Genomic DNA, 18,853 nt, shown 5'->3' on the forward strand with positions numbered 1-18,853 from the left:
ACCTGGCCAGGATTTGCAGTGAGAGTCGAGGCCCTAAGAAGGGTTTAGTCGGCGTGGCCTGGGTGAGCTACATTTCTCGCCGTGATCATCGTTCGACCCGGAACACGAGGTACTGACCCTCACCAGCTCTGCCTACACCCAGAAGCGGTGTGGCCGAGTAGGTATCGATCCAGAGAGGCTCGCAAGGACATCGCGGCCTGGATCGCTGCCGCCAACAGCGACGACGTGCTCTCAGCGTTCCTCTGGGCCGTCGAAGGCCATTTCGTGAAGGAAGCGCTCGATGGCGTCAATGGTGAGGTCAAGTGGATCGAGGACGTGCGAGACGAGCTGGCCGATCTTCAACGTTCCTCCAAGCCTTTCGACTTGGAGTGGCAGTACACCCGCCGAGAGATCGACACCGCAATGCGCAGCTTGATGGTCACCGTTGCGCAGGCTCTCAAACGATGCCGCGAGATCGCCACCAAAGTATCGGAGAACTTCCGCGAGCTGGCCGACCGTTTCGGCATGCCTCCGGGGGATTGCTTCCAGGCCGCTCTTGACGGAGAGTCTCCGACACAGTCGGCGTACAACCAAATGGATGAATGTCTCAAACTGACTGACGAACTCAAAAGAACCATCAAAGAATTCAAAGCCACGCAGGCTACCGTGCGCGACATCGACAGCAGGCGAGCGGCCTTCGCTTCGTCAAATAATAGCATCGATGACCGGGAGCTGCAGCGCTGTGACGGGTCAGGCTTCGAAGAAATCACGGCCTGGGTACTACAACGGGATGGACTCACCATCCTCCGGCGCGGCGGCGGCGCTCGCGACCATGGTGCCGACATTATCGCCTTGACACCTGCTGGCCGCCGGGTCGTCGTGCAATGCAAGTTTCGGCAAGGCAAGCCGATCGGCCCCGACGTCGTCTATCAGGTCAACGGTACAGCCCGTCCATTCCACAAGGCCGACATTCCTATCATTGTCACGACAACCTCATTCTCGGCGCAGGCGACCGAATTTGCATTGTCGCAAGACATTTACCTCGTCGACGAATGGCGCCTCCGCAAGTGGGCGACATGGGGTGAGAGCATATTCGACGTTCTGGGAATCGCAGAACCAGTCGAAGGTAACGACCCAGCCGTAGAACCAGGTGCAGCCTGACATGCTGAAGGTGCGTCCGGTCCCGCATCAGGCCGCGCTATTCGACCTACGGTCGGGTCTGTCTCTGTCGTCACCGAGACCTCACGAGATCTGCTCCGCCACATCGTGGCTGTGCTGCTCGGACTCGACCTCACGGTCGGAGCGGGTGGTCGACTGACGGCAGATCTAGGTTATGGCTTCCGAAGGAAGCTCGTAGAGGCTGACACTGAGCACGTTCGCCTTGAGGGCCTCGTGCACAACGACTCATGGTTGAGACGCTGCCTGTCCGTATCTCGCAGCCAGTCTGCGCGTCCCGTGAAAGTTTGGCTTCGGAGGGCGCGTGAGCGCATCGGCGATGCCATCCCAAGCTGAAGTGAGCGATGCCGCCGGGCGAAGGGGGGAGTTGGCTCGGCGGCATCGACGGCGGCCACCGACCCACAAGGGGTCCAACATACCGCCGAACTGGGCGACAAACCTTGGGGGGGATTAAGGCTGCCAGCCCGCGCTTCATCCTAATCGGGAAGCCCTCGCATGCAACACGGCGAATGGCGCCGAAATCGCATTGAACGACAGCGCACCTGGCAGGCGCGCGGAATGCCGGGCACTGTTGGCGGCGCGTTCGTCGCAGACGCTGTCGCGGCGACGGCCGTCAGCGTACCAAAGCGATCTAGCTGGTTGTTGCGAACCTCGCAGCGCCGCAAGCAAATTCGAATACCGATGCCGAGATGCAACGCTGAAGCCACTCCACGAATGCGGCTGCCCCAAGTCTCTGCGATCGTCGAACTCCAAGGCGTCAGCTCGGGCGATCGGCGCTCGGCGAGTCGAGTTCGGGTGTGGTTGGATGGTGGGCGTGTTCAACGGATCGGCGGTCAATTCGGCGGTCGATCGCATTTTCACCATGGCGACGGCGGGGCAGTCTCAGTCACTGGATGGGTTGGTGGAGGCGGTTTCTCGGCTCCGGGGGCGACCGTTGCGGGTGGTTGAGGATTCGGTGCTACCGACGGGGGTGTTCGGGCAGTGGGTTCACTATCGGGATCACGATGAGGTGAGTGTCGCGTCCTGGGTACAGACTCGAGACCGGACCATTGCCCACGAGCTGGGTCACATCGTGCTGGGGCATCAGGGACTACCGGTGCTGGAGCTGGCGCAGTCGGTGCTGCCGACAGGGATGCACGAGATGGCTGCGCTGATGTTGCGCCGGGAGTGCGGGAATGCAGCTGCGGCCGAGGAGGAATTGGCTGCCGAGCAGTTCGCGAGCTTGCTGCTGAATCGCTTGCAGCGGATCGGTCGCAAAGAGCCGCGGTTGCGGTCTCGCTGGGGTGAGGCGCTGGGATGAACGCAATGGTTCTGGCGCCCCTGATGTGGATCGCGGTGGCGAGCAGGGCGTGGCGGTGGTGGTGGTCGCGCAGTTGGGTGCTGGGGAGCATGGTCGTGGCATTGGGTGTTGTCGCCGTGCATTTGAGTTTGAACATCCCGGCGGTGGAGACACTGGTGCAAACCGTCGTGCCGATCCCCAATTTTTCGACCGGATTGCGCATGGTGCTGTTCAACTTGATGGCGGCCTCCTCGGGGGTCCTGGCGTTGGCCGTGACGAGCGACCCGGAGAAGGTCGCGCGTGGGGCGCGGGTACTCGGCCTGATCGCGGTGGTCGGTTCCGTGGTGGCGATGGCGATTTTCGTCTGCGCGCCAACGGTTCCGCAAGCGGCAGATGGATTCGAGTTCGACATCTCCTTCAGTCATCTGCCTGGATATGCTGAGGCCGGCATCGCCGGTGCGCTGTTCCCGGCGCTGCTGTGCCCTGCGCTGATGGTGATGACCTCTCGTGCCGCGGATGTGCGTAGCCTGACCGGCTGGAGTTTGACTCTCCTGTCGGTGGGGTTGGCCTCGGCGACGGCGTGGGCGTGGATTCGGTTGAGCTACTTCGTGGCGGTGCGTTATCTCAGTGCGCCTCAGCTGCCCGTGGTTTTCGAGGTGACCCGGGCGGTTTCCGCTGTGGGTGTGCTGGTGATCTTCGTGGGCATGATGTTGTCGCCGGTCGTGTCGCGGGTGCGTGCGCAGCGGATTCTGTGGGCGATCGGCCCACTGCATCGGGAGCTGGTGTCGCGCTGGCCGGGAGTTCGCCGACCGTCCCGACGGGGCAGCAGCACCGAAGAGCGGGCCAGTGACCGGGTCACCGAGTTGCTGGACGCATTGAGCATGGAAGCCCAGCGCGCCGCACAACCCAACGTTTACGTCGCACACTCCTCGGAAGTGGCTGCGGCAGCATCAGATTGGCTGTTGCATGCGCGACCGTCGCCAGCGTTCAACAGCGCCGGTATTCGATCGGCGGCGCTCGAGGCGGAACTCGACCGCAGGTGGGCGTTGACCTTGGCACGGAAATATCGGGATGGACAACGGGAGGTTTCGGCGTGACGGAAACGATGGCACCGCAAGCGCGCGCGGCTCGGGTGATCACTGAACTCGGGGCGCCCTGGGTGATCAATATCGTGACCGGGACGATCGCCGGGTTCGCTGTGGGGGCTCCCGGGTGGGGGCTTTTCGTCGCCGCGATTACGGGCGGGATCCCGATGATCATCATCTTGGCCGGGGTGCGGGGCGGTATCGCCAGCGATCACCATGTGACCGATATCGACGGTCGGCGTTGGGTGATTCCGGCGATTCTGGGCATCGTGGGGGTGGGCCTGATCGTCGAGATCGTGCAGGGCGCCCCGCGCGCTCTGATCGCGTGGACGGTGGCGGGGCTGGTTGTCCTGTTCGGCATCGGAATCGTGACCGTGATCGGCAAATGGAAGGTCAGTGTCCATACCGCCGTGAGTGCGGGAACCACGGTCCTGCTGGCGTTGATCGCCTCACCGTGGTTTCTTGCCGCGTTGCCACTGACTGTCGTGAATGGATGGTCGCGAGTGTGGCTAGGTGACCACACTCGCGGACAGGTTGTTGTCGGCTCCTTCGTGGGCGCGGCGCTCGCCGCTGCCGCCTATCTGCTGGTGTCCTGAAATCAGCCGTCCGCGTCGCCTTCGGCAGTGCTGCGGCGGAGCTCCCGGAACCCGACCTCGAACACCTTGGCAGGGTCGTAGCTGCGGGCCGCGACCTGTTCGGCACCCGAATCGCGGATCGTGCTGATCCACTCGATATGACGCCGGATCTCAGCATAGGACTCCGGTGACCCGAAATAGTCGATCGGGACGCGGAACACGGTGGCGATGTCGCTCACCGTCGGCAACGTGGGTGACCGCCGCTTACCTGACAACAGTTGTGACATAAGGCCGGTGGTCATCCCGCCACCGTTGGCCCTGATCATGTCGACCACCTCGGTCTGACTGTAGGGACCCCGTCCGCGCGGATACACCGTCTCGAAGAGAAACCTCAGTCGTTGAGCAAACGCAGGACCGCTCTCGGATTCCGTTGGCGCGTCATAATTTTCGAGGTTCGACATACCTCGGACCTCCTTTTTCACCGCCAGTCAGCGCACCCTCCCGACGCAACTCCATGGCTACCTTATCCATAATCACAACTTGCTTCTGCAACTTGCACTAGCAAGCCACCCCCGCTTAAGGTCACCGTAGCCGACCTGACCGGTCGGCATGGGGCTGCCCTGACCATTGGGGAGTCCCGGTTCGCTCGAGAAGGGGGCAAGCGAACCGAACAAGGATGGCAGGTACCGCGCGGTACACACTGGCGTGCATCCCGCGGTACCTCCTTCTATCGCTCTAGGCCGATCTGCTCGCGATCGGCGCCCCATAGAGGTCACCGAATGGCGAATTGACGTGTCGGCTATGGATCCCGAGATAGGCGGCAACTCCCGACCCGGCCTAATCAAGCTCTCGACAGACTGCGCAGTCAGCATGTTCTCCGACTGCGTCAACTCGAACCGCTGCATCATCTACCTGCGCGACCTCGCCGCCCACAATCGGCAACCAGCAGTGCGGGCGCTCGCCGAACAGGTCCCGCCGCGTCGCCTGGTGCGGAGTCCTGCGAGTTCGGACCCTACAGTCGTGGATCGTGCACGAGCCGGAAGTCGTGCAATGGCTCGCCCCGGCCGCCGGCGGCGGTGAACTCGCGGCCGATGACTTCGCCGTCCGGGATGGTGCAGTCGCGGCCGATCACCGCGGCTGACAGGATCAGCGGGGCCTGGTGCGTGTGCCGTGGCGTCACGCAGTGAGCGTCATCGCCCACGGTCAGCATCACCCACAACGGCACCCGACCGTCAGGGAGAGCGCAATAGTCGTCGCCGGTACTGGCACTATTGAAGTCGATGCCGTCCTGATCACCCATGCGGCTGCGCCTTTCTGGCATTCGTCTGCGACCAGCGACCCCTCAGCGTGGCTGCCGTGTCGGGAGCAGATCGCACGGTCAGAAGTAGTCCCTGAGCATCTCGGTCGACCACGGCGCCTGCTCGACGTCGCCGCGAGGCCCGAACTCGGCGAACCACGGCTTGATATCGAACACAGGAGTGCCGTCAACGGCGTCCAGCTCAGCCACGTGGAGATTGAGACCGTCGACGCGAAGAAGTCTGGCGCGGGAGACTCCGAGCCAGTTGACGCGACGCATGTTGCGGTGCCCGAAGATCCCGACCTCGGGCCATTCGGGGTTGTCGCGTGCGCTGCGGGCACCGAAGTGGAGATCGGACTGATCGGCCAGATGGAAGCGGAACACGACCTCAACGTGGGAGAACTGTTCGAGCCCTTTGACGGAATCTTCGCTGAACCGCGGATCATCGATCCTGATGATCGTCTCAGTGCCGCCCCAATGATCGTCCGTGGGCTCACGGCGCCCACCGATCACGTGTGCGATCGGCACCACTTCGAACTTCTCGTCAGTCATCGTTGCGTTCCTATATCCCTTGTGCTTGAAGGTATTCAGTGGCTCGGTCATCAACTTCGGCCAGTCCCGCCACCGCCGATCCACGATGTGTTGCGACGGCGGCGCGGATGCCGTGCGCCACGGCGCGTGTGCGACCCGATTGAACCTGCCCCATCGACAGCAGCGCCGACTTCCACGTCGCGCAGGCTATTTCGAGGGCTCCGCGCTTTGCCTGCACCGCGCCCAGGTAGCCGAGGGTGACCGCGTGAGTTCGCGCGAACGCCTGCGCCTTGCGTTTGCGCACGCTGCGTTCGAACTGTTGAGCCGCGCCTTCAAGATCGCCGGAATCACGCAGAACACAAGCAGTTTCGTGGGCCAGGCTCGCCTCGGTGAAGAAGAACACCCGCGAGGGTTCAGCGATTGAGCTCGATGCCGATGCGAGATCCTGTTCGGCGACGATCACAGCCTTCGCGGCCTCCGAGGGATGGCCGGCAGCGCTGAGGGCTTTCGCGTGAACGATCTTGAGCAATGCGCGCTCGCGTGGCGTGGCGGTGCTGTATCGGGAGCCAGCGACGGAGGCTTCGGCCAATTCGAGCCCTTCCGTGGCGTGTCCGAGGTCGATGGCCTGGTGTGCCATCGCACGCAAGATGTGGCCGGTCAGCGGAGCGTCTTCCGCCTCGGCAGCGAGCTTGGTGGCTGTCGCGAAATAGCGCTGAGCCGCGGAGTGCTCGTCGTTGTCGAAGGCCATCCATCCTGCCAAGTACGCCATCTCAGCCGCTGCCGCGAACATGTCATGGCGTACGACTTCGTCTGTGTAGGTGCCGTTGAGGTAGTCGACGACCTCACTGCTGAGGTACTGGACAACAGCGCGTCGCCCGTGGCCACCGCCCATGCGCTGTTCGATTTGGGAGAACAGCGTCATGACGTTGCGGACGTCGGTGACGTCGGAAGATCCGACGTGCCGGATCGTGCTCTGAGCTCTTGCCACTGGCGCAGCGGTGTCGAGCCATCCAGGCAGCAGTACCGAGGCACCCAATGCTGTCGAGTACCCGCCACGCAGAAACGCGCGTCTTTCCACGTCAGCCTTTCCAAGGTCGGCGAGGGTAGCGACTGGATCTCGAAGGCCACCGAATCGCGTCTCGTAACACGCTATGACATCCGGCGGGGGTGTGCGCTCGCCGGTCTCGTAGTAGGCCAGCGCGGACTTCCCGCGATGGATCTGGCCTGCCAACGCAGCCAACGACACGCCCGCGGCCTCGCGGGCGGCTCGAAGCTGCGCACCGACGATAGCGCCGTGACTGTCCATGCTGTCGAATCATGCCAGCCTGTGGACACGTTGTGGACGGCAAATCTCGCTGAGAATCCACCAGCGTCGCCTGAACCTTGTCGGACAACCGCTGTGTTACATCGGCTTTAGTCCCACGAGCTGTACCGCCGCCACTAGGCAGGAGGTTACGTGCCAGCTGTCCATCGAATCGAACGGCTTCCGCTAGATGGCCGTCGTCATCAGCTCCGCTCGGCTCCCATCGAGGATTGCTGGGCACAAGCGTCGCCGACAACGGCCGGACCGTCAGATGGCCTCGGGTTCAGGCACGATGTCGGTCATTCCGGGCGCGCAGGTACACGGACATGGCATCACCTGTACCCACGCAACTGCTCGCGCGAACAATGCGGCGGGCCATGGGAATATGTGAGGCTAGGCGTTCAGGGCGGAATGTGCGAGCTCACCGAATTCCCGCACGAGCGGATGGTCGTGGCCGCCGACCCGGGCCATTCGCAGGTGGACGTCGCGAACTGCCTGAACGGACCGGGTTGACTTCACCCTGTTGGAGAGGTTCAGGGTGCGGATGCCAGCCTCCCGTGCAGCCTCAAGGTCACCGCGATGGAGGTGAACAGCAGCCAGCGCAGCGTTCGACATCGCGCCGCGCCGCGCCCGCCCTTGCGACTTGGCGTAGTCGATGGATCGGTTCGCGTGCAACTCCGCTTCGTCGGGGTACCCGATGTCTCGGAAGGCGTTGGCGATCTCGCCGTGGACGTAGGCCGGGTCGATGAAGCGTGCCCACTCAGGCTCGATTTCTACGTCGACCCGTTCGAAGGCCTTTTCTGCTTGGGTTATCGCGGCGATCGTTGCACTTCGCTCGCCAGCTGCGGCCAGCGCACGTGCCTCCAGAGTCCACAGGTCCGCCATACAGGCATGGGAATCGCTCGCGCGGAGCCCGTGCCGACCTGCCTGTGCCAGGCGGCGACCCTCTGCAGGGTTCCCGAGAAGCGTGGCTTGATCTGCCAGACCTGCCAATACATGCGCTCCGATTGCGGGATCACGTGATTCTTCCGCCAGGCGCAGTGCCTGGATCAGGTAGCGCTGGGCGACACCGTGCTCGCCGTTGTCGAATGCCATCCACCCGAGCAGGTAGGTCTGTTCTGCCACCGCTCCGTAGAGCTGGTGTTGGACCTCTGCGGTTTGAGAGCGACGCAGCAGGGGGTAGACGTGATTGTTCATGTAGGCGGCCAAGACCAGGCGGCCCGATCCTCCACCTTGGAAGATGTCGATTTCCTGGAACTTGGAGAACATGTCACGAAGCGCGGCGACATCGTCAAGATGAACGCGCTGGCCCGCTTGAGGAAGCTGCTCGAGGGTATTGAGTAGCCAGTCGCGCGAAGGCCCGAGACCGGCCAACGCCACAAACGGCGCGGCGGTCAGGAAACTACGTCGGTCCACGTCGGCTCTCCCAAGGTCTGCGACAGACTCGATGCTGTCGCTCACTGACGGATGGTAAATGAGCCCACGGTCGCTGTGAGGCTCTCCGAGTCCCAGATCGTACGTGGTAACCCGGTAGCCGAGTTTGTCCGAAATCAGGTCGGAGATCAGGTCCGGGACGGGCTGGCGAGGTTTACTGCCCTCTATCCAACGCCGGACAGTTGTGGCGTCCGGCACAACGTGATTATGCCCCCGAGCTGCAGCGCGAGTGGTGATCTCGCGCGCGAACTCCTTATTGCTCAGGCCCGCGCGCAGCCTCCATTGGTCCAGGGCCGACTTCGGCTTGTCAGTCACTACCCCTCCAGTTGTGTAGGAAGTGCCACCCTTAGCCACCCCTTGAGACGCTACCGCGCTGCGAGAACCCAGTACACACTGAAATCGCTTCCAGACCAAGACTTCTGACGCCCTGCCTCAAAACTCCGGTCTGCAGCTGGCTTCACACAGATCGAATGGTTACGTCAGTCGCCGACGTGCCCCAAAGCCCGAAGGCAATCAACTCGCCAACGGGAGAGCCCTAGGAACCAACAGAATCAACGAAAGGCAGCTTCACATGCCCATCACCGGAACCGTGAAATGGTTCAGCGCTGAGAAGGGGTTCGGATTTATTGCCCGCGCCGACGGGCCCGACGTCTTCGTCCACTACTCCGGCATCGTCGGCCAGGGATTTCGAAGCCTGACCGAAGACGATCACGTCCAGTTCGAGATTTCACAGGGCGAACGCGGTCCTCAAGCGGTGAAAGTGCAACCTGCAGAAGCTGCCATCACCTAGGACCTTACGTCCGACCTGCACGGCACTGGAAGCAGGCTGATTCGCCATGAGAGCTCGTTGGTTCAAGGAACAAGGTCCATCTGGGTCTCGCCCGGTCCGTGATGTCGCAGCTGTGGACGCGCTGTGGACACCGAATCCATAGGACGCGGACGCAGCCGCTGGTTATCTGATCGCCATGAGTCGTGCACACGATTGGGGGTGCGAAAGCAGTGCGAAACCGGAAACACCAAGAGCTTGTAGCCATCTTGCTATTTGCTGCCCGGAGCGACCCGGACGAGCTGGAAGCCGTTGTCGCAGAACTCAAAGCCGAGGGCACAGACCGGCAGGGCGGGCGCGCTCACCGCCGCCGATCGGCAGCAGTCGACAGGGCACTAGCCGCGGTCACCGGCACAAGATCGCCCCGGACGGCTCCCGCCCCTATCACGTTCACCCACCACTCCCGTGGAGACAACCCATGATCACGACCACTACCCAAACCGCCCTGCTAGAGGTTTCCGGTCACCACCCGTACGTGACAACCGGGGCCGAGTTGGCTGGTGTGGACCTGATCGGCGCATCGGTTGCGTCACGGTGCGCCTACTACCAACAGGTGTGCCAGTTGCCAGCGCTCATCGATCCTGACTCCGGTCAGATCATCGTCTTTGCAGGCCGGGTACAGGCGGTCATGGTTCCGTGGGCGCTTGGACAGCGCGTTCGCAGCAGCCTGTCTCGATCCGATGCTGGTTGCGGGCCGATCGTGTTCCACCCCAAATCGGGATCGTGGACGTTCATCACCAATTCCGACCTCGGAATCGACCCCACTGCCGACGACACCCTGTTCTGGCGCGGCCACGTCGTCGTACTGGCCTCCGGCATCCCGATCGCGCTTCCCACACCAACCGCAACGAACGCTGACCCGTGCCGTGAGTGGGAGTTGCCACCGACCAGCCCGCAACGGCCCATGACCCACACGGTCCTGAACGCGGTCCGGATCTGTTTGAAACGTGGTGGGACCCGGTGAACAGCACACGATTGCTACCGGTGGACAAGGTGATTCACCGCGCGAGTATGTACCGCAACGCCTGTGGGTTCGACGCGTTCGTCCGCGAGTCCACCAGTCAGATCGTGTTGCGGACCGGGACAGTCGGCGCCATCGAATTGCCTTCCGAGCTCGGACACCGGGTGATCGCAGCACTGACCTGGCCTGGCCCGGTCATCGTGCACACCGATACCCCGCACCCGGTCGTGACGATCCTGACCGGGCCCGTGCCCAACCATCTGCGCCACGGTGTGAACTTCGCGGCGCTGACAGCAGCCGGGGCCGTTCTCCTGCCCGACGGTGACGAGGTCGTACTGCCCTCGCCACGAGATCCCGCCCGACGCTGGCTTCCTCACGAGCCGTTGGATCCGTATCGGCCTACCGCTGAGGTCGTGGTCACCACCATCTCAGACTGCTGGTAGCACCGGAGGTTTGCGATGCCGCTGCCGCGATCACCTCGCCCCGACGAACCCGATACACACCTGCGGGTGATCAGTGCCGGGTTGGTGGTCGATTTCCGCGGCTGCCGCACCGCGGTGCGGAACTTCTTGCGTGACTGGCTTTCCCATCCCCATCCATCCATCACCGCCGCCGAGATCAGGGATGGATTTCTCCCGATCAACCGAATGCCCTGCGAGGACCTGTGGCTATACCCCTGACAGAAACCCCTGCCGATCGCTGCACCGCCTACCGCCGCCTCGGTTGGCGTGTCGTGCTCGATGGACACGACCAGATCATCCTGCCCGCCGACCCCGTTCACGGGATCCAGGTGTGTTCAGGGTTGGCGGACTTGGTCCTGGACATGCTGCGCCACAGCAGGATCGTCACTCCGATCGTGGACAACGTCGCGACCCGCACCCGCACCTTCTTGACCACCTCCCCCAAGGCCGGCGACACCCGGAAGGTCGCCTTGTTTCCGCCGACCTCGACGGTGCAGGCAATCCGTACCGTCACCGGATCCCCGATCCCGCTACCCACCCCGGGCGAGGACACCCGTGTGTGGCTCGACGAACCCCGCCCGGACTGTCTCGCCGATTTCGAGTTGCTGGTCAGCTTCACCCTCGACGCCGCTCGCGCCACGCTGCACGCCGCGTGACCGACCATCGCACCCACTGAACCGACCCGATTCGCCGGGCACCGCCCGGCATCGTGCACCACCACACAGATACGGACATGACATGACCTATGCGAGTTGGTACTCCCAGACCGAGACCGGGCTGGCCACGCTGCAGCACAGCCTGAAAGACATCGAGAGCGGTGTCACCCGGCAGCGCGCATGGAACCCGGAGCTGGTCATCGGGCTTGTCCAGACCGAGGACTACGCACGGGCAGTCTTGGCGGCCTGCATCGGAGTTCTCGGTGTCCCGGATGATCTCGACGAGGTTGTCGCGGCCCGGATGCAACGCCAACTGATCCTCGACCGTGTACCCCACACCTTCGAGTTCCTGATCGGCGAGTGGGCCTTGCATCGCACGGTCGGTAACGCTGCGGTGATGCGCGCGCAGATCAAGGCACTGATCGACAACCTCGACTCCCGCCCCAACCTCCGCGTCGGGATCGTCGCGCTCAACACCGAGTTCCTCGCCCCCACCCCGGCATTCGATATCCACGACAGCTCTGCGGTCGAGATCGAGACCGTCACCGGTGAAGTCATCGCCACCCGCCCCGACGACATCGCAGTGGCCGAACGTACCTTCGCCCTCCTGCAAAACCAGGCCGTCTACGGCTACGACGCACGTGTCCTGCTCACCCGGGCACTCGCCACCCACGCCGACTAACCGCCACCGACGTCCATCGCCGAGCCACCGGGCTCGGTGATGGCGTGGTCGCGGGTCGTCCTGTCCCCGATCTGATTCACCACACCGGCGCCGCAGGGTCACGGGTGTGTGCTGTTGGCAAGGAGCCCCGTCGATGACCAGCGCAGAAGAGCCATCACCGCCGCTGCCGTCGGGCAGGGTCGTGCTGCAGGCGATGTTCGGACGGGCCACCGACCGCCAGCTGATCAATCCGGTCCTCGCCGCCGCAGCGGAGCTGGTCCGCTTGTCCAACGGCACCACCGGGGATCGGGTCAGTAGGGCGCGGATCGGGGTGATGCGGCGCATCGACACCTACGTCGACCAGGTCCTGCCGATCCCCACCGAGTTGGCGGTGTTGCACACCGAAACGGTGTCGATGGTGCTGGTCAGAATGGCCGACTACGCCGCGTTGCCGGGGCGCCCCGTTGATGTTGATCGATTGTCTGTGGTGTGGGGGCCGCTCGATGAGCTGGTGTGTGGCCTCGACGCGCTCACCGCCGATCTCCTTGCAGGGCGTCGGCGGGTGCCGTTGAGCATCTGGTGGAACACCTCCCCCGAATCGATTCCGTTGCAGGAGAAGCGATGACACTCACTCGACGTACCGCGGCGATCCTCGCCTGCGTCGCGGTCTTCGCCGCGGGCGCGCCCGCGGTGGGCGTGGCTGCAGCGTCACCGACAACCACCGCCACACCGGCCCCTTCGACGTCGTTGTCGCTGTCGAGATGTCCGGCTTTGTATGTGTTTGCTGTTCAGGGCACCGGTGAGTCCTCGCCGGATGCTGCGCCGAGCACCGACACCGGGATGTTGTCGTTGGTGATGCGGCCGCTGATGGCCGCCGCTCCCGAACCTGGCCTGGTCGATCGTGCGTATGTGCCGTATCCGGCGGGCTTCGGTGGTGCGGTCGGTGCCTCGATCGTTCCGTACGCCGAATCGGTCGCGACCGGTGTACTGCGCACGGAATCGATGATGGCGCAGGTCCATTCGGTGTGTCCGCGAACCAGGATGGGCTTGGTCGGCTATTCGCAGGGCTCGCATGTCGCTTCGATCGTGGCGCAGCAGATAGGTGCGGGCCACGGGGTCGTTGATCCCAGTGTGGTCGCGGCAGTGATCTTGATGGCCGACCCGACCCGAAGCCCTGGCACCGGATTGTTCCCAGGCACCGATGCCTCCGCACCGGCCCCGGCGCCCGGAACCAGTGGAAAGCATTTGGCAGCACTGCCCGCAGCCCCGGTCCGCTCAGGCGTTGCCGGTGGCGGGATCGGCCCGCAGCGTGACATCGCCGAGGATTTCGGCGCACTGACCGGCCGAGTGGCCAGTGTCTGCGTTTCCGGTGACCTGGCCTGTGATACCCCCGAGGGTTCGGCGATCCTGCGTGCCGCCGCCGGGGTGGCCTCGCAGTCGCTGCTCTCGACCGGGGACCCGATCGCCTCGCTGATATCGATCGGGCAAGCCCTCGCCTACACCTCGCTCAACGCCGCAGTCACCGTCCTCGACGACGACATCTCTGGTCACTCGCCTGCCACGCTGAGCATTTCACCGCAGAAGTCGATATCGCAGCGCCTGGCGGATGCCTCGGACCCGCGTACCGGGGTGGATGTCAACACCGCCCTCGCCGCCGTGACACGTGTCGGAACTATCGGGTTCGACGCGGTCAACGCTGTTGTCGCGGCGGTGCTCAACCCCGCCGCCCTCGCCCAGCTGGCGAGCGTCGCCCTGTCCAATCCGGGTGCCGCTGTCGCCATGGTGGGCGAGAAGTTCACTAGTGCGGTCACTGACCTTGTGGCGCCGACCACCGGAGATCGACTGGTCTCGACGGCATTCGATGTCGTGCGCCGCGAGGTCGCCGACAACCGCGACCTGCTCGACCTCACCACGTGGGTACGGATCTGGGAAACCGGGATGCGGCACGACGCCTACTCCCATGCCGTCGGTGACGGGCCCTCCCCCGCCGCATGGGCGGGAGCGTGGTTGGCCGCAGCGGCCCACGACGCCGCCGCCGCACCCTTGCCACCGGAGCGCGGTGGCCAAGGTTCACCTCCTTCGCCGACCGCTACCCCCACACGCTCGACGCTCCTCTCGACCATGTCCACGCCGGTCGGCGTGGACCTACCCGCTCCCACCACCTCACCAGGACCGAGCCCCTCGCCGGTCGAGGTGGTGGGAGCCCCGCAACACATCGCGGCACCGCCCACCGAGCTGCACCAACCACCGGCCACCACTCAGATCACCGTGGTCGGGCCGAGCCAGCCCGGCGTCAGCGCCGACGTGACCCGACCCCCGGTCACCTCGACCGTTGCTCGCCAGCCCGGCATTACCGACCCCGCCCGCTGACTCCCGTAACCCCTTTCGAAAGGGCGACCGATGAACCCTCTGCTCGCCGCTGGCAGCGACTTGCTGGCACAACTGCAAAACCCGTCTCCACTGGCGCCGCCGGCCTCGGACAAGATCCTGCAAATGGTGCGCTACCTGACTTGGTTCATCCTGCTCTCGGGCGTCGTGGCCATCACCTACGCCGGGGGAAAGTTCGCCTGGGAGAAATGGACCGGTGGCGGACTGGAGTCACCGAAAATGGTGGCCGGGGCCATGATCGGCGGCGTCGTGGCCACCAGCGGCGGCACCATCATGAACGCTGTCGTCGGCAGCTGACCGTGCCCCGATACCCAACTCCTGCGCAGCACCTGATCAGCCTGCCGCTTCCCGCGATCTCCCTACCGGCTTCCCGGTGTTCGCAGCGCCTGCCCGCGACGCCCCGCGAAACCGATGCGCCGATCGTCTTCGAAACCGCTACTTCCCCACATCCACTGTCCTCCCCGGTGGCCGCGCCCTGCCAGCGACCAGCACCTCACCGATCGATCGGAGACCGATGAACAGAACAATCGCGCCGTTGCCCGACACCAGCCGGTTGCTCGCGGTGTGGAACGGTGCGCAGAAATCGGCGACCTCGCTCGAGCACGCCACGCACGTCTACGTGACGATGTGGACGATCTACCTCACCGACGTGGACCCCACGACCATCGGTGAATGGCAGACCTACGACTTCCCCGCGTTCGCGACCGACGTCAGTCGCACCATCGCCCGGGTGATTGATGACGAGATCAGCTGGCATATCGGCAACCGCCACAACGCGGCGGTCCTTATCGACGACGACGTCCCCGAGCTCGTCACCGCAGGGGAATTGGTCGGTCGTATCGCCATGTTCACCGTGCTCTTCGACAAATGGCCACCGCACCTGGGTCAGTGCCCGATCGGTCCGGCGTTCCTTGATACCGGCCGACAGTTTGACAAGCTGATGCGGGGCTTGCCCAAAGGTCGCCGCCAACCTCGCCGCCGTGCAGATGGCTTGCCGCCGGTCCCGCGCCCGCAGCGTATTGAACTGGGCGCCGTCCCCCGAAGCAGCCAACCATGACCACTCGCCCGATGCTGCACTACAGCAACATCGCCGCCCCCACCGAAGCGCTGGTCCGACACGGCCCCGACACCGTAGTCGGGCTCGCGTTCAGCCCCACCTGCCTGGCCCTGGTCTACCTCACCGCGCACTCCCGCACCCGCACCGTGGCCAGGCGTTCGCACCCAGTCCGGGTAGAGGTCGGATGCGACATCGTCATCCACCACGGTTTCCACCAGCAAGCACGACGGCTTCTCACGGCCCGCATCGATCAGTGCTGGCGCCACGCCCGCGCGCTGGCGGCACACAATCCCGTGCCGGATCTGCGCTCCTTTTCGGGATCGCGAGTGCTCTCCGATCTGGTCGGGCTCTGGAGGCTTAGGGCCGGGTTCGGATCCGAAATCATGACGATGATCGATCTTGCCTACGACATCCCCGACGCCGGCGCAGAGCTGTTGAACGCGGTGATCGCGCACGGGTTCGCACCCGGCGCTCCACCCGAACAGCTGGCCGAACAGACGGTCCTCGTCGAAGCGTTCGCCGCCGCCGCCCAAGGCGCACGCCACCTGAACCTCCTCGACCCGACCGACCTCGACATCGCGGCGCTGCTCGACCAGCTAGAACCGCCCGCACGGTCTCGGACACGACCCAGCCTTCACCAGGCGCAGCCGCGCAATGAGGCTCGGCCGCGCCGTGTCGAGCTGACCGCACGCTGACCTTCACACACCCCGACCTGTCCACCTACCTAACCGATACCCGTACCACTGCCAGGGGGCCACCGCATGACACTGGACTTCGATCCCGCCACCGCACGCCAATTCGCCACTACCACCGGCACATACGTCGCCGCCGAGGTCGCCCACGCCACGAACACCACCACCGCAGCGGTCGACGCGGTACCAGGATTGGGGCTGATCGGCGCCGACTTTCGGGCTTTGCTGATCACCGCCATGACCAATCACGCCAACCATCTCGACGGCTGCGCGCACACGGTGACCGATCAGGCCGACCACGTCGCGACCTACCGGGCCCAGATCAGCGGGCTCGATCAGCACATCGGCGACGGCCTCGATGTCATCGGGCAGTCGTGATGGCTACTCGTGTGAAACCCTCCACCAGCGGCCAGGTGGCCCCGGATCCCGATGCGATCATCACCTACCTGTCGGCACCGATCCGCGAGCTGCGTACCAGCGTGGACGGCACCGGCGACCCTGCCCAGGCGCTGACCTTGCTCAACAACGCGATCACCCGCCTCGACTCCACCGAGGCGCCCTACCGCCTGCAAGCGACCGATCTCGAATCGAGCTGGAGCTCCGCGGCCGCCGACACAGCGATCCCCGCGATCCGTGCTACTCGCACCAGCTTGGCCGAGGGTAGCGACCAAGCTGGGGAATTCGCGACGCTGATCGATGCCGCGGTCGGCACCAACACCACCGCCGCCACGGCGATCGATGCCGAACTCGACCACTTCGAAACCCAAGCCCGCCGAATTCTGAAAGCCTCGCCGAATGAGCAAGGCGTCACCACCGTCATCGAGCTGGCCCGACAGATGTACAGCAACTCACTCTCCGCGGTGGACAACGCGCAAGCCGATTACGACACCTACACCAGCAAGCTCCGCGAAACCGACTACACCACACCGAAATCCAGTCTCGGAACCGGCGGCGGTCCCGCCACCGGCGACCCATCCTTGACCAGCGACGACGACAGCACCGGCATCGACGACACCGGTAGTAGTTCGACATCGACCGATCCGCTCATCGCGATGCAGCAAACCCTCGCCACCGCAGGCATCGACGCCGCGACCACCCTCGGTACGCAATTGATCACCTCCGGGGCCGAAGTACTGACCACCCTGATCACCGAAGCCGCCGGAGTCGCGACCCACGCCATCGACGTCCTCGGTGACGAAGCCGGTGAAACGATCACCGCCGCACTCACCGGCAACACCGGCGACAGCACAGGAACCACACCCACAACCAACGGAACCGGGACCGGGACCGGGACCGGTGCGAACGGACTCGGTAACGGCGGCATCGGTGGCGGGGCACCGATATTCAGCTTCGGTGGTTCCGACAAGCCCGCCGCCGGTGCGAACGGTGCCGGTACCGGGACAGGATCGAATGCCGGTGCCGCACCGATCACTCCGAAACCGGAAGCCCCGCCCAGTGACAGCGATCAGAAGCCCCAGCCCTCCCCGGCGCCTGGTCCCGCTGTGGCCCCTGGCCAGAATTCGAGCACCGGCGCGGTGGTGCCGCCTGCTGCCGGTCAAGCTTCCGGGACCGACGGTGAGCACAAACCGCGTGCCCAAGCCGGCACGACCTCACCTTCCGCGATCGCCGGTGATGGTGTCGTAGTGGTGGTTCCGGTCATCGGTGCCGTCACGTCATGACCGACAACCCGCTCGATCTGCGCCGACCAGGCCCTCCCGGCAAAGGCAGCGATCTCCGTACCGACCCCGACCACACGGTCGACGACGACCCGGTCGACGACGACTACGACCAATCCAGTGACTGGTCGGACTGGATGCTCCCCACCGACGTCGACCCCGACGAACCCAAGGCACCGCCAGGGTTTCGGCAGGTCGGACGAAACTACGCACCCGCACGCCCCGACCAGCGTGGCACCGGACGAGTCATTGCCACCCTCGGCGCGGTCTTCGCGGTCGTGATCATCGTGCTGTTGGTCGTGCTCGAGTCACTGCCCGACACCGACGAACAATCCGGCCCGGCTCCGAGCACACGATTGCCCGCACCGTTGACCGGGATGGTCCACGCGGTCCCGACAACGTCCACCGCGCCACACGTGATCGCCGACTGCCCCCACAAACGCAGCACCGCACTGTCTTCGGGCGCCGACCCCGGCGACACCACCAGCGCGGTCAGCGTTATCTTCGCGTTCCAATACGCCTACTACGTCCAACGATCAGCCACCAAAGCACGCGAATACGTCACCGCCGACGCGAAGGTCCCTCCCGCGCAACACATTCAGGAGGGCATCGACTCCGTCCCGGTCGGGACCCGGTACTGCGCCACCGTCGTGCCGACCTCACCGGGCCGGTGGCAAGTCCAAATCCGTGAGCAATGGCCGAGCAAAACCCCAGAGCTGTTGGCGGCCTTGATCATCACCACCGCGACCGAGCCCGACGGCACCGCCACGATCACCGCGATCAGCGCGGCACCATGACCCACCCAACCAACCGCCA

22 protein-coding genes are annotated in these 18,853 nt (G+C 64.6%); 17 read left to right on the top strand and 5 right to left on the bottom strand.

Features of this window, described 5'->3' with window-relative positions; genetic code table 11:
* The first annotated feature begins 81 nt into the window (after window positions 1-81).
* The 4 genes from BOX37_RS28565 (at window position 82) to BOX37_RS28580 (ending at window position 4,115) form a co-directional block, all read left to right on the top strand.
* Window positions 82-1,140 carry a restriction endonuclease gene (locus BOX37_RS28565; protein WP_156910598.1) on the top strand — a complete coding sequence of 353 codons (1,059 nt, stop codon included), beginning with the start codon at window positions 82-84 and terminating at the stop codon, window positions 1,138-1,140.
* 820 nt (window positions 1,141-1,960) lie between these two features.
* Window positions 1,961-2,455, top strand: a complete 495-nt coding sequence (locus BOX37_RS28570; protein ID WP_071930316.1) for an ImmA/IrrE family metallo-endopeptidase — start codon at window positions 1,961-1,963, stop codon at window positions 2,453-2,455.
* A 95-nt stretch (window positions 2,456-2,550) separates the two neighbouring features.
* A complete protein-coding gene (locus tag BOX37_RS28575) occupies window positions 2,551-3,531 on the top strand; it encodes a hypothetical protein (RefSeq protein ID WP_156910599.1) in 981 nt (326 codons plus the stop codon).
* Entirely contained in the window at window positions 3,528-4,115 is a 588-nt protein-coding gene (locus tag BOX37_RS28580) for a phosphatase PAP2 family protein (protein WP_240505087.1), read from the top strand. Before BOX37_RS28575 ends, BOX37_RS28580 begins: the two co-directional genes overlap by 4 nt.
* Before the next feature lie 2 nt (window positions 4,116-4,117).
* Here the strand turns inward: BOX37_RS28580 and BOX37_RS28585 are convergent, their stop codons facing one another.
* The 5 genes from BOX37_RS28585 to BOX37_RS28605 form a co-directional block, all read right to left on the bottom strand.
* The gene (locus tag BOX37_RS28585) at window positions 4,118-4,420 is read right to left on the bottom strand and encodes a helix-turn-helix domain-containing protein (protein WP_240505088.1); all 303 of its coding nucleotides are present in this window, start codon (window positions 4,418-4,420) and stop codon (window positions 4,118-4,120) included.
* A gap of 686 nt (window positions 4,421-5,106) precedes the next feature.
* A complete protein-coding gene (locus BOX37_RS28590; protein ID WP_071930319.1) occupies window positions 5,107-5,394 on the bottom strand; it encodes a hypothetical protein in 288 nt (95 codons plus the stop codon).
* 78 nt (window positions 5,395-5,472) lie between these two features.
* The gene (locus BOX37_RS28595; protein WP_206045731.1) at window positions 5,473-5,994 is read right to left on the bottom strand and encodes an SAM-dependent methyltransferase; all 522 of its coding nucleotides are present in this window, start codon (window positions 5,992-5,994) and stop codon (window positions 5,473-5,475) included.
* Window positions 5,954-7,228, bottom strand: a complete 1,275-nt coding sequence (locus BOX37_RS28600) for a helix-turn-helix domain-containing protein (protein ID WP_084760277.1) — start codon at window positions 7,226-7,228, stop codon at window positions 5,954-5,956. The genes BOX37_RS28595 and BOX37_RS28600 overlap by 41 nt, the downstream gene beginning before the upstream one ends.
* A 390-nt stretch (window positions 7,229-7,618) precedes the next feature.
* On the bottom strand, window positions 7,619-8,686 hold the full coding sequence (locus tag BOX37_RS28605) for an NsdA family TPR-like regulatory protein (protein ID WP_206045732.1): 1,068 nt from the start codon (window positions 8,684-8,686) through the stop codon (window positions 7,619-7,621).
* Window positions 8,687-9,230: 544 nt separating this feature from the next.
* Here BOX37_RS28605 and BOX37_RS28610 point away from each other — a divergent pair.
* The 13 genes from BOX37_RS28610 (at window position 9,231) to BOX37_RS28675 (ending at window position 18,834) form a co-directional block, all read left to right on the top strand.
* A complete protein-coding gene (locus tag BOX37_RS28610) occupies window positions 9,231-9,449 on the top strand; it encodes a cold-shock protein (RefSeq protein ID WP_071930322.1) in 219 nt (72 codons plus the stop codon).
* 454 nt (window positions 9,450-9,903) lie between these two features.
* Window positions 9,904-10,449, top strand: a complete 546-nt coding sequence (locus tag BOX37_RS34440; protein WP_156910600.1) for a DNA-directed RNA polymerase subunit beta — start codon at window positions 9,904-9,906, stop codon at window positions 10,447-10,449.
* Window positions 10,446-10,889, top strand: coding sequence for a hypothetical protein (locus BOX37_RS28620; protein WP_071930323.1), 444 nt, complete (start codon window positions 10,446-10,448; stop codon window positions 10,887-10,889). The genes BOX37_RS34440 and BOX37_RS28620 overlap by 4 nt, the downstream gene beginning before the upstream one ends.
* A 221-nt stretch (window positions 10,890-11,110) precedes the next feature.
* Window positions 11,111-11,563, top strand: coding sequence for a hypothetical protein (locus BOX37_RS28630; RefSeq protein WP_156910601.1), 453 nt, complete (start codon window positions 11,111-11,113; stop codon window positions 11,561-11,563).
* A gap of 82 nt (window positions 11,564-11,645) precedes the next feature.
* Window positions 11,646-12,245, top strand: coding sequence for a DUF5753 domain-containing protein (locus BOX37_RS28635; protein ID WP_071930326.1), 600 nt, complete (start codon window positions 11,646-11,648; stop codon window positions 12,243-12,245).
* A 133-nt stretch (window positions 12,246-12,378) separates the two neighbouring features.
* Complete coding sequence (locus tag BOX37_RS28640; protein ID WP_156910602.1) at window positions 12,379-12,849, top strand: hypothetical protein; 471 nt, start codon at window positions 12,379-12,381, stop codon at window positions 12,847-12,849.
* A complete protein-coding gene (locus BOX37_RS28645) occupies window positions 12,846-14,594 on the top strand; it encodes a cutinase family protein (protein WP_071930328.1) in 1,749 nt (582 codons plus the stop codon). The genes BOX37_RS28640 and BOX37_RS28645 overlap by 4 nt, the downstream gene beginning before the upstream one ends.
* Before the next feature lie 30 nt (window positions 14,595-14,624).
* Window positions 14,625-14,909: a hypothetical protein gene (locus tag BOX37_RS28650; protein WP_071930329.1), complete on the top strand. Its 285-nt coding sequence runs from the start codon at window positions 14,625-14,627 to the stop codon at window positions 14,907-14,909.
* 217 nt (window positions 14,910-15,126) lie between these two features.
* Entirely contained in the window at window positions 15,127-15,669 is a 543-nt protein-coding gene (locus BOX37_RS28655) for a hypothetical protein (protein ID WP_071930330.1), read from the top strand.
* Window positions 15,666-16,364 carry a hypothetical protein gene (locus BOX37_RS28660; protein ID WP_071930331.1) on the top strand — a complete coding sequence of 233 codons (699 nt, stop codon included), beginning with the start codon at window positions 15,666-15,668 and terminating at the stop codon, window positions 16,362-16,364. Before BOX37_RS28655 ends, BOX37_RS28660 begins: the two co-directional genes overlap by 4 nt.
* Before the next feature lie 66 nt (window positions 16,365-16,430).
* Window positions 16,431-16,739 carry a hypothetical protein gene (locus BOX37_RS28665; RefSeq protein ID WP_071930332.1) on the top strand — a complete coding sequence of 103 codons (309 nt, stop codon included), beginning with the start codon at window positions 16,431-16,433 and terminating at the stop codon, window positions 16,737-16,739.
* On the top strand, window positions 16,739-18,040 hold the full coding sequence (locus BOX37_RS28670; RefSeq protein WP_156910604.1) for a hypothetical protein: 1,302 nt from the start codon (window positions 16,739-16,741) through the stop codon (window positions 18,038-18,040). Before BOX37_RS28665 ends, BOX37_RS28670 begins: the two co-directional genes overlap by 1 nt.
* Complete coding sequence (locus tag BOX37_RS28675) at window positions 18,037-18,834, top strand: DUF8176 domain-containing protein (RefSeq protein WP_071930334.1); 798 nt, start codon at window positions 18,037-18,039, stop codon at window positions 18,832-18,834. Before BOX37_RS28670 ends, BOX37_RS28675 begins: the two co-directional genes overlap by 4 nt.
* Window positions 18,835-18,853 lie beyond the last annotated feature (19 nt).

This window comes from Nocardia mangyaensis, from assembly GCF_001886715.1.
Taxonomy (GTDB): Bacteria; Actinomycetota; Actinomycetes; order Mycobacteriales; family Mycobacteriaceae; genus Nocardia; species Nocardia mangyaensis.

Coding starts and splice junctions, on each gene's coding strand:
- BOX37_RS28660 (WP_071930331.1), top strand. CDS start 15,666: ATGACCACTCGCCCGATGCTGCACTACAGCAACATCGCCGCCCCCACC.
- BOX37_RS28665 (WP_071930332.1), top strand. CDS start 16,431: ATGACACTGGACTTCGATCCCGCCACCGCACGCCAATTCGCCACTACC.
- BOX37_RS28600 (WP_084760277.1), bottom strand. CDS start 7,228: ATGGACAGTCACGGCGCTATCGTCGGTGCGCAGCTTCGAGCCGCCCGC.
- BOX37_RS28670 (WP_156910604.1), top strand. CDS start 16,739: ATGGCTACTCGTGTGAAACCCTCCACCAGCGGCCAGGTGGCCCCGGAT.
- BOX37_RS28570 (WP_071930316.1), top strand. CDS start 1,961: ATGGTGGGCGTGTTCAACGGATCGGCGGTCAATTCGGCGGTCGATCGC.
- BOX37_RS28610 (WP_071930322.1), top strand. CDS start 9,231: ATGCCCATCACCGGAACCGTGAAATGGTTCAGCGCTGAGAAGGGGTTC.
- BOX37_RS28585 (WP_240505088.1), bottom strand. CDS start 4,420: ATGATCAGGGCCAACGGTGGCGGGATGACCACCGGCCTTATGTCACAA.
- BOX37_RS34440 (WP_156910600.1), top strand. CDS start 9,904: ATGATCACGACCACTACCCAAACCGCCCTGCTAGAGGTTTCCGGTCAC.
- BOX37_RS28675 (WP_071930334.1), top strand. CDS start 18,037: ATGACCGACAACCCGCTCGATCTGCGCCGACCAGGCCCTCCCGGCAAA.
- BOX37_RS28655 (WP_071930330.1), top strand. CDS start 15,127: ATGAACAGAACAATCGCGCCGTTGCCCGACACCAGCCGGTTGCTCGCG.
- BOX37_RS28650 (WP_071930329.1), top strand. CDS start 14,625: ATGAACCCTCTGCTCGCCGCTGGCAGCGACTTGCTGGCACAACTGCAA.
- BOX37_RS28590 (WP_071930319.1), bottom strand. CDS start 5,394: ATGGGTGATCAGGACGGCATCGACTTCAATAGTGCCAGTACCGGCGAC.
- BOX37_RS28595 (WP_206045731.1), bottom strand. CDS start 5,994: ATGACCGAGCCACTGAATACCTTCAAGCACAAGGGATATAGGAACGCA.
- BOX37_RS28640 (WP_156910602.1), top strand. CDS start 12,379: ATGACCAGCGCAGAAGAGCCATCACCGCCGCTGCCGTCGGGCAGGGTC.
- BOX37_RS28635 (WP_071930326.1), top strand. CDS start 11,646: ATGACCTATGCGAGTTGGTACTCCCAGACCGAGACCGGGCTGGCCACG.
- BOX37_RS28645 (WP_071930328.1), top strand. CDS start 12,846: ATGACACTCACTCGACGTACCGCGGCGATCCTCGCCTGCGTCGCGGTC.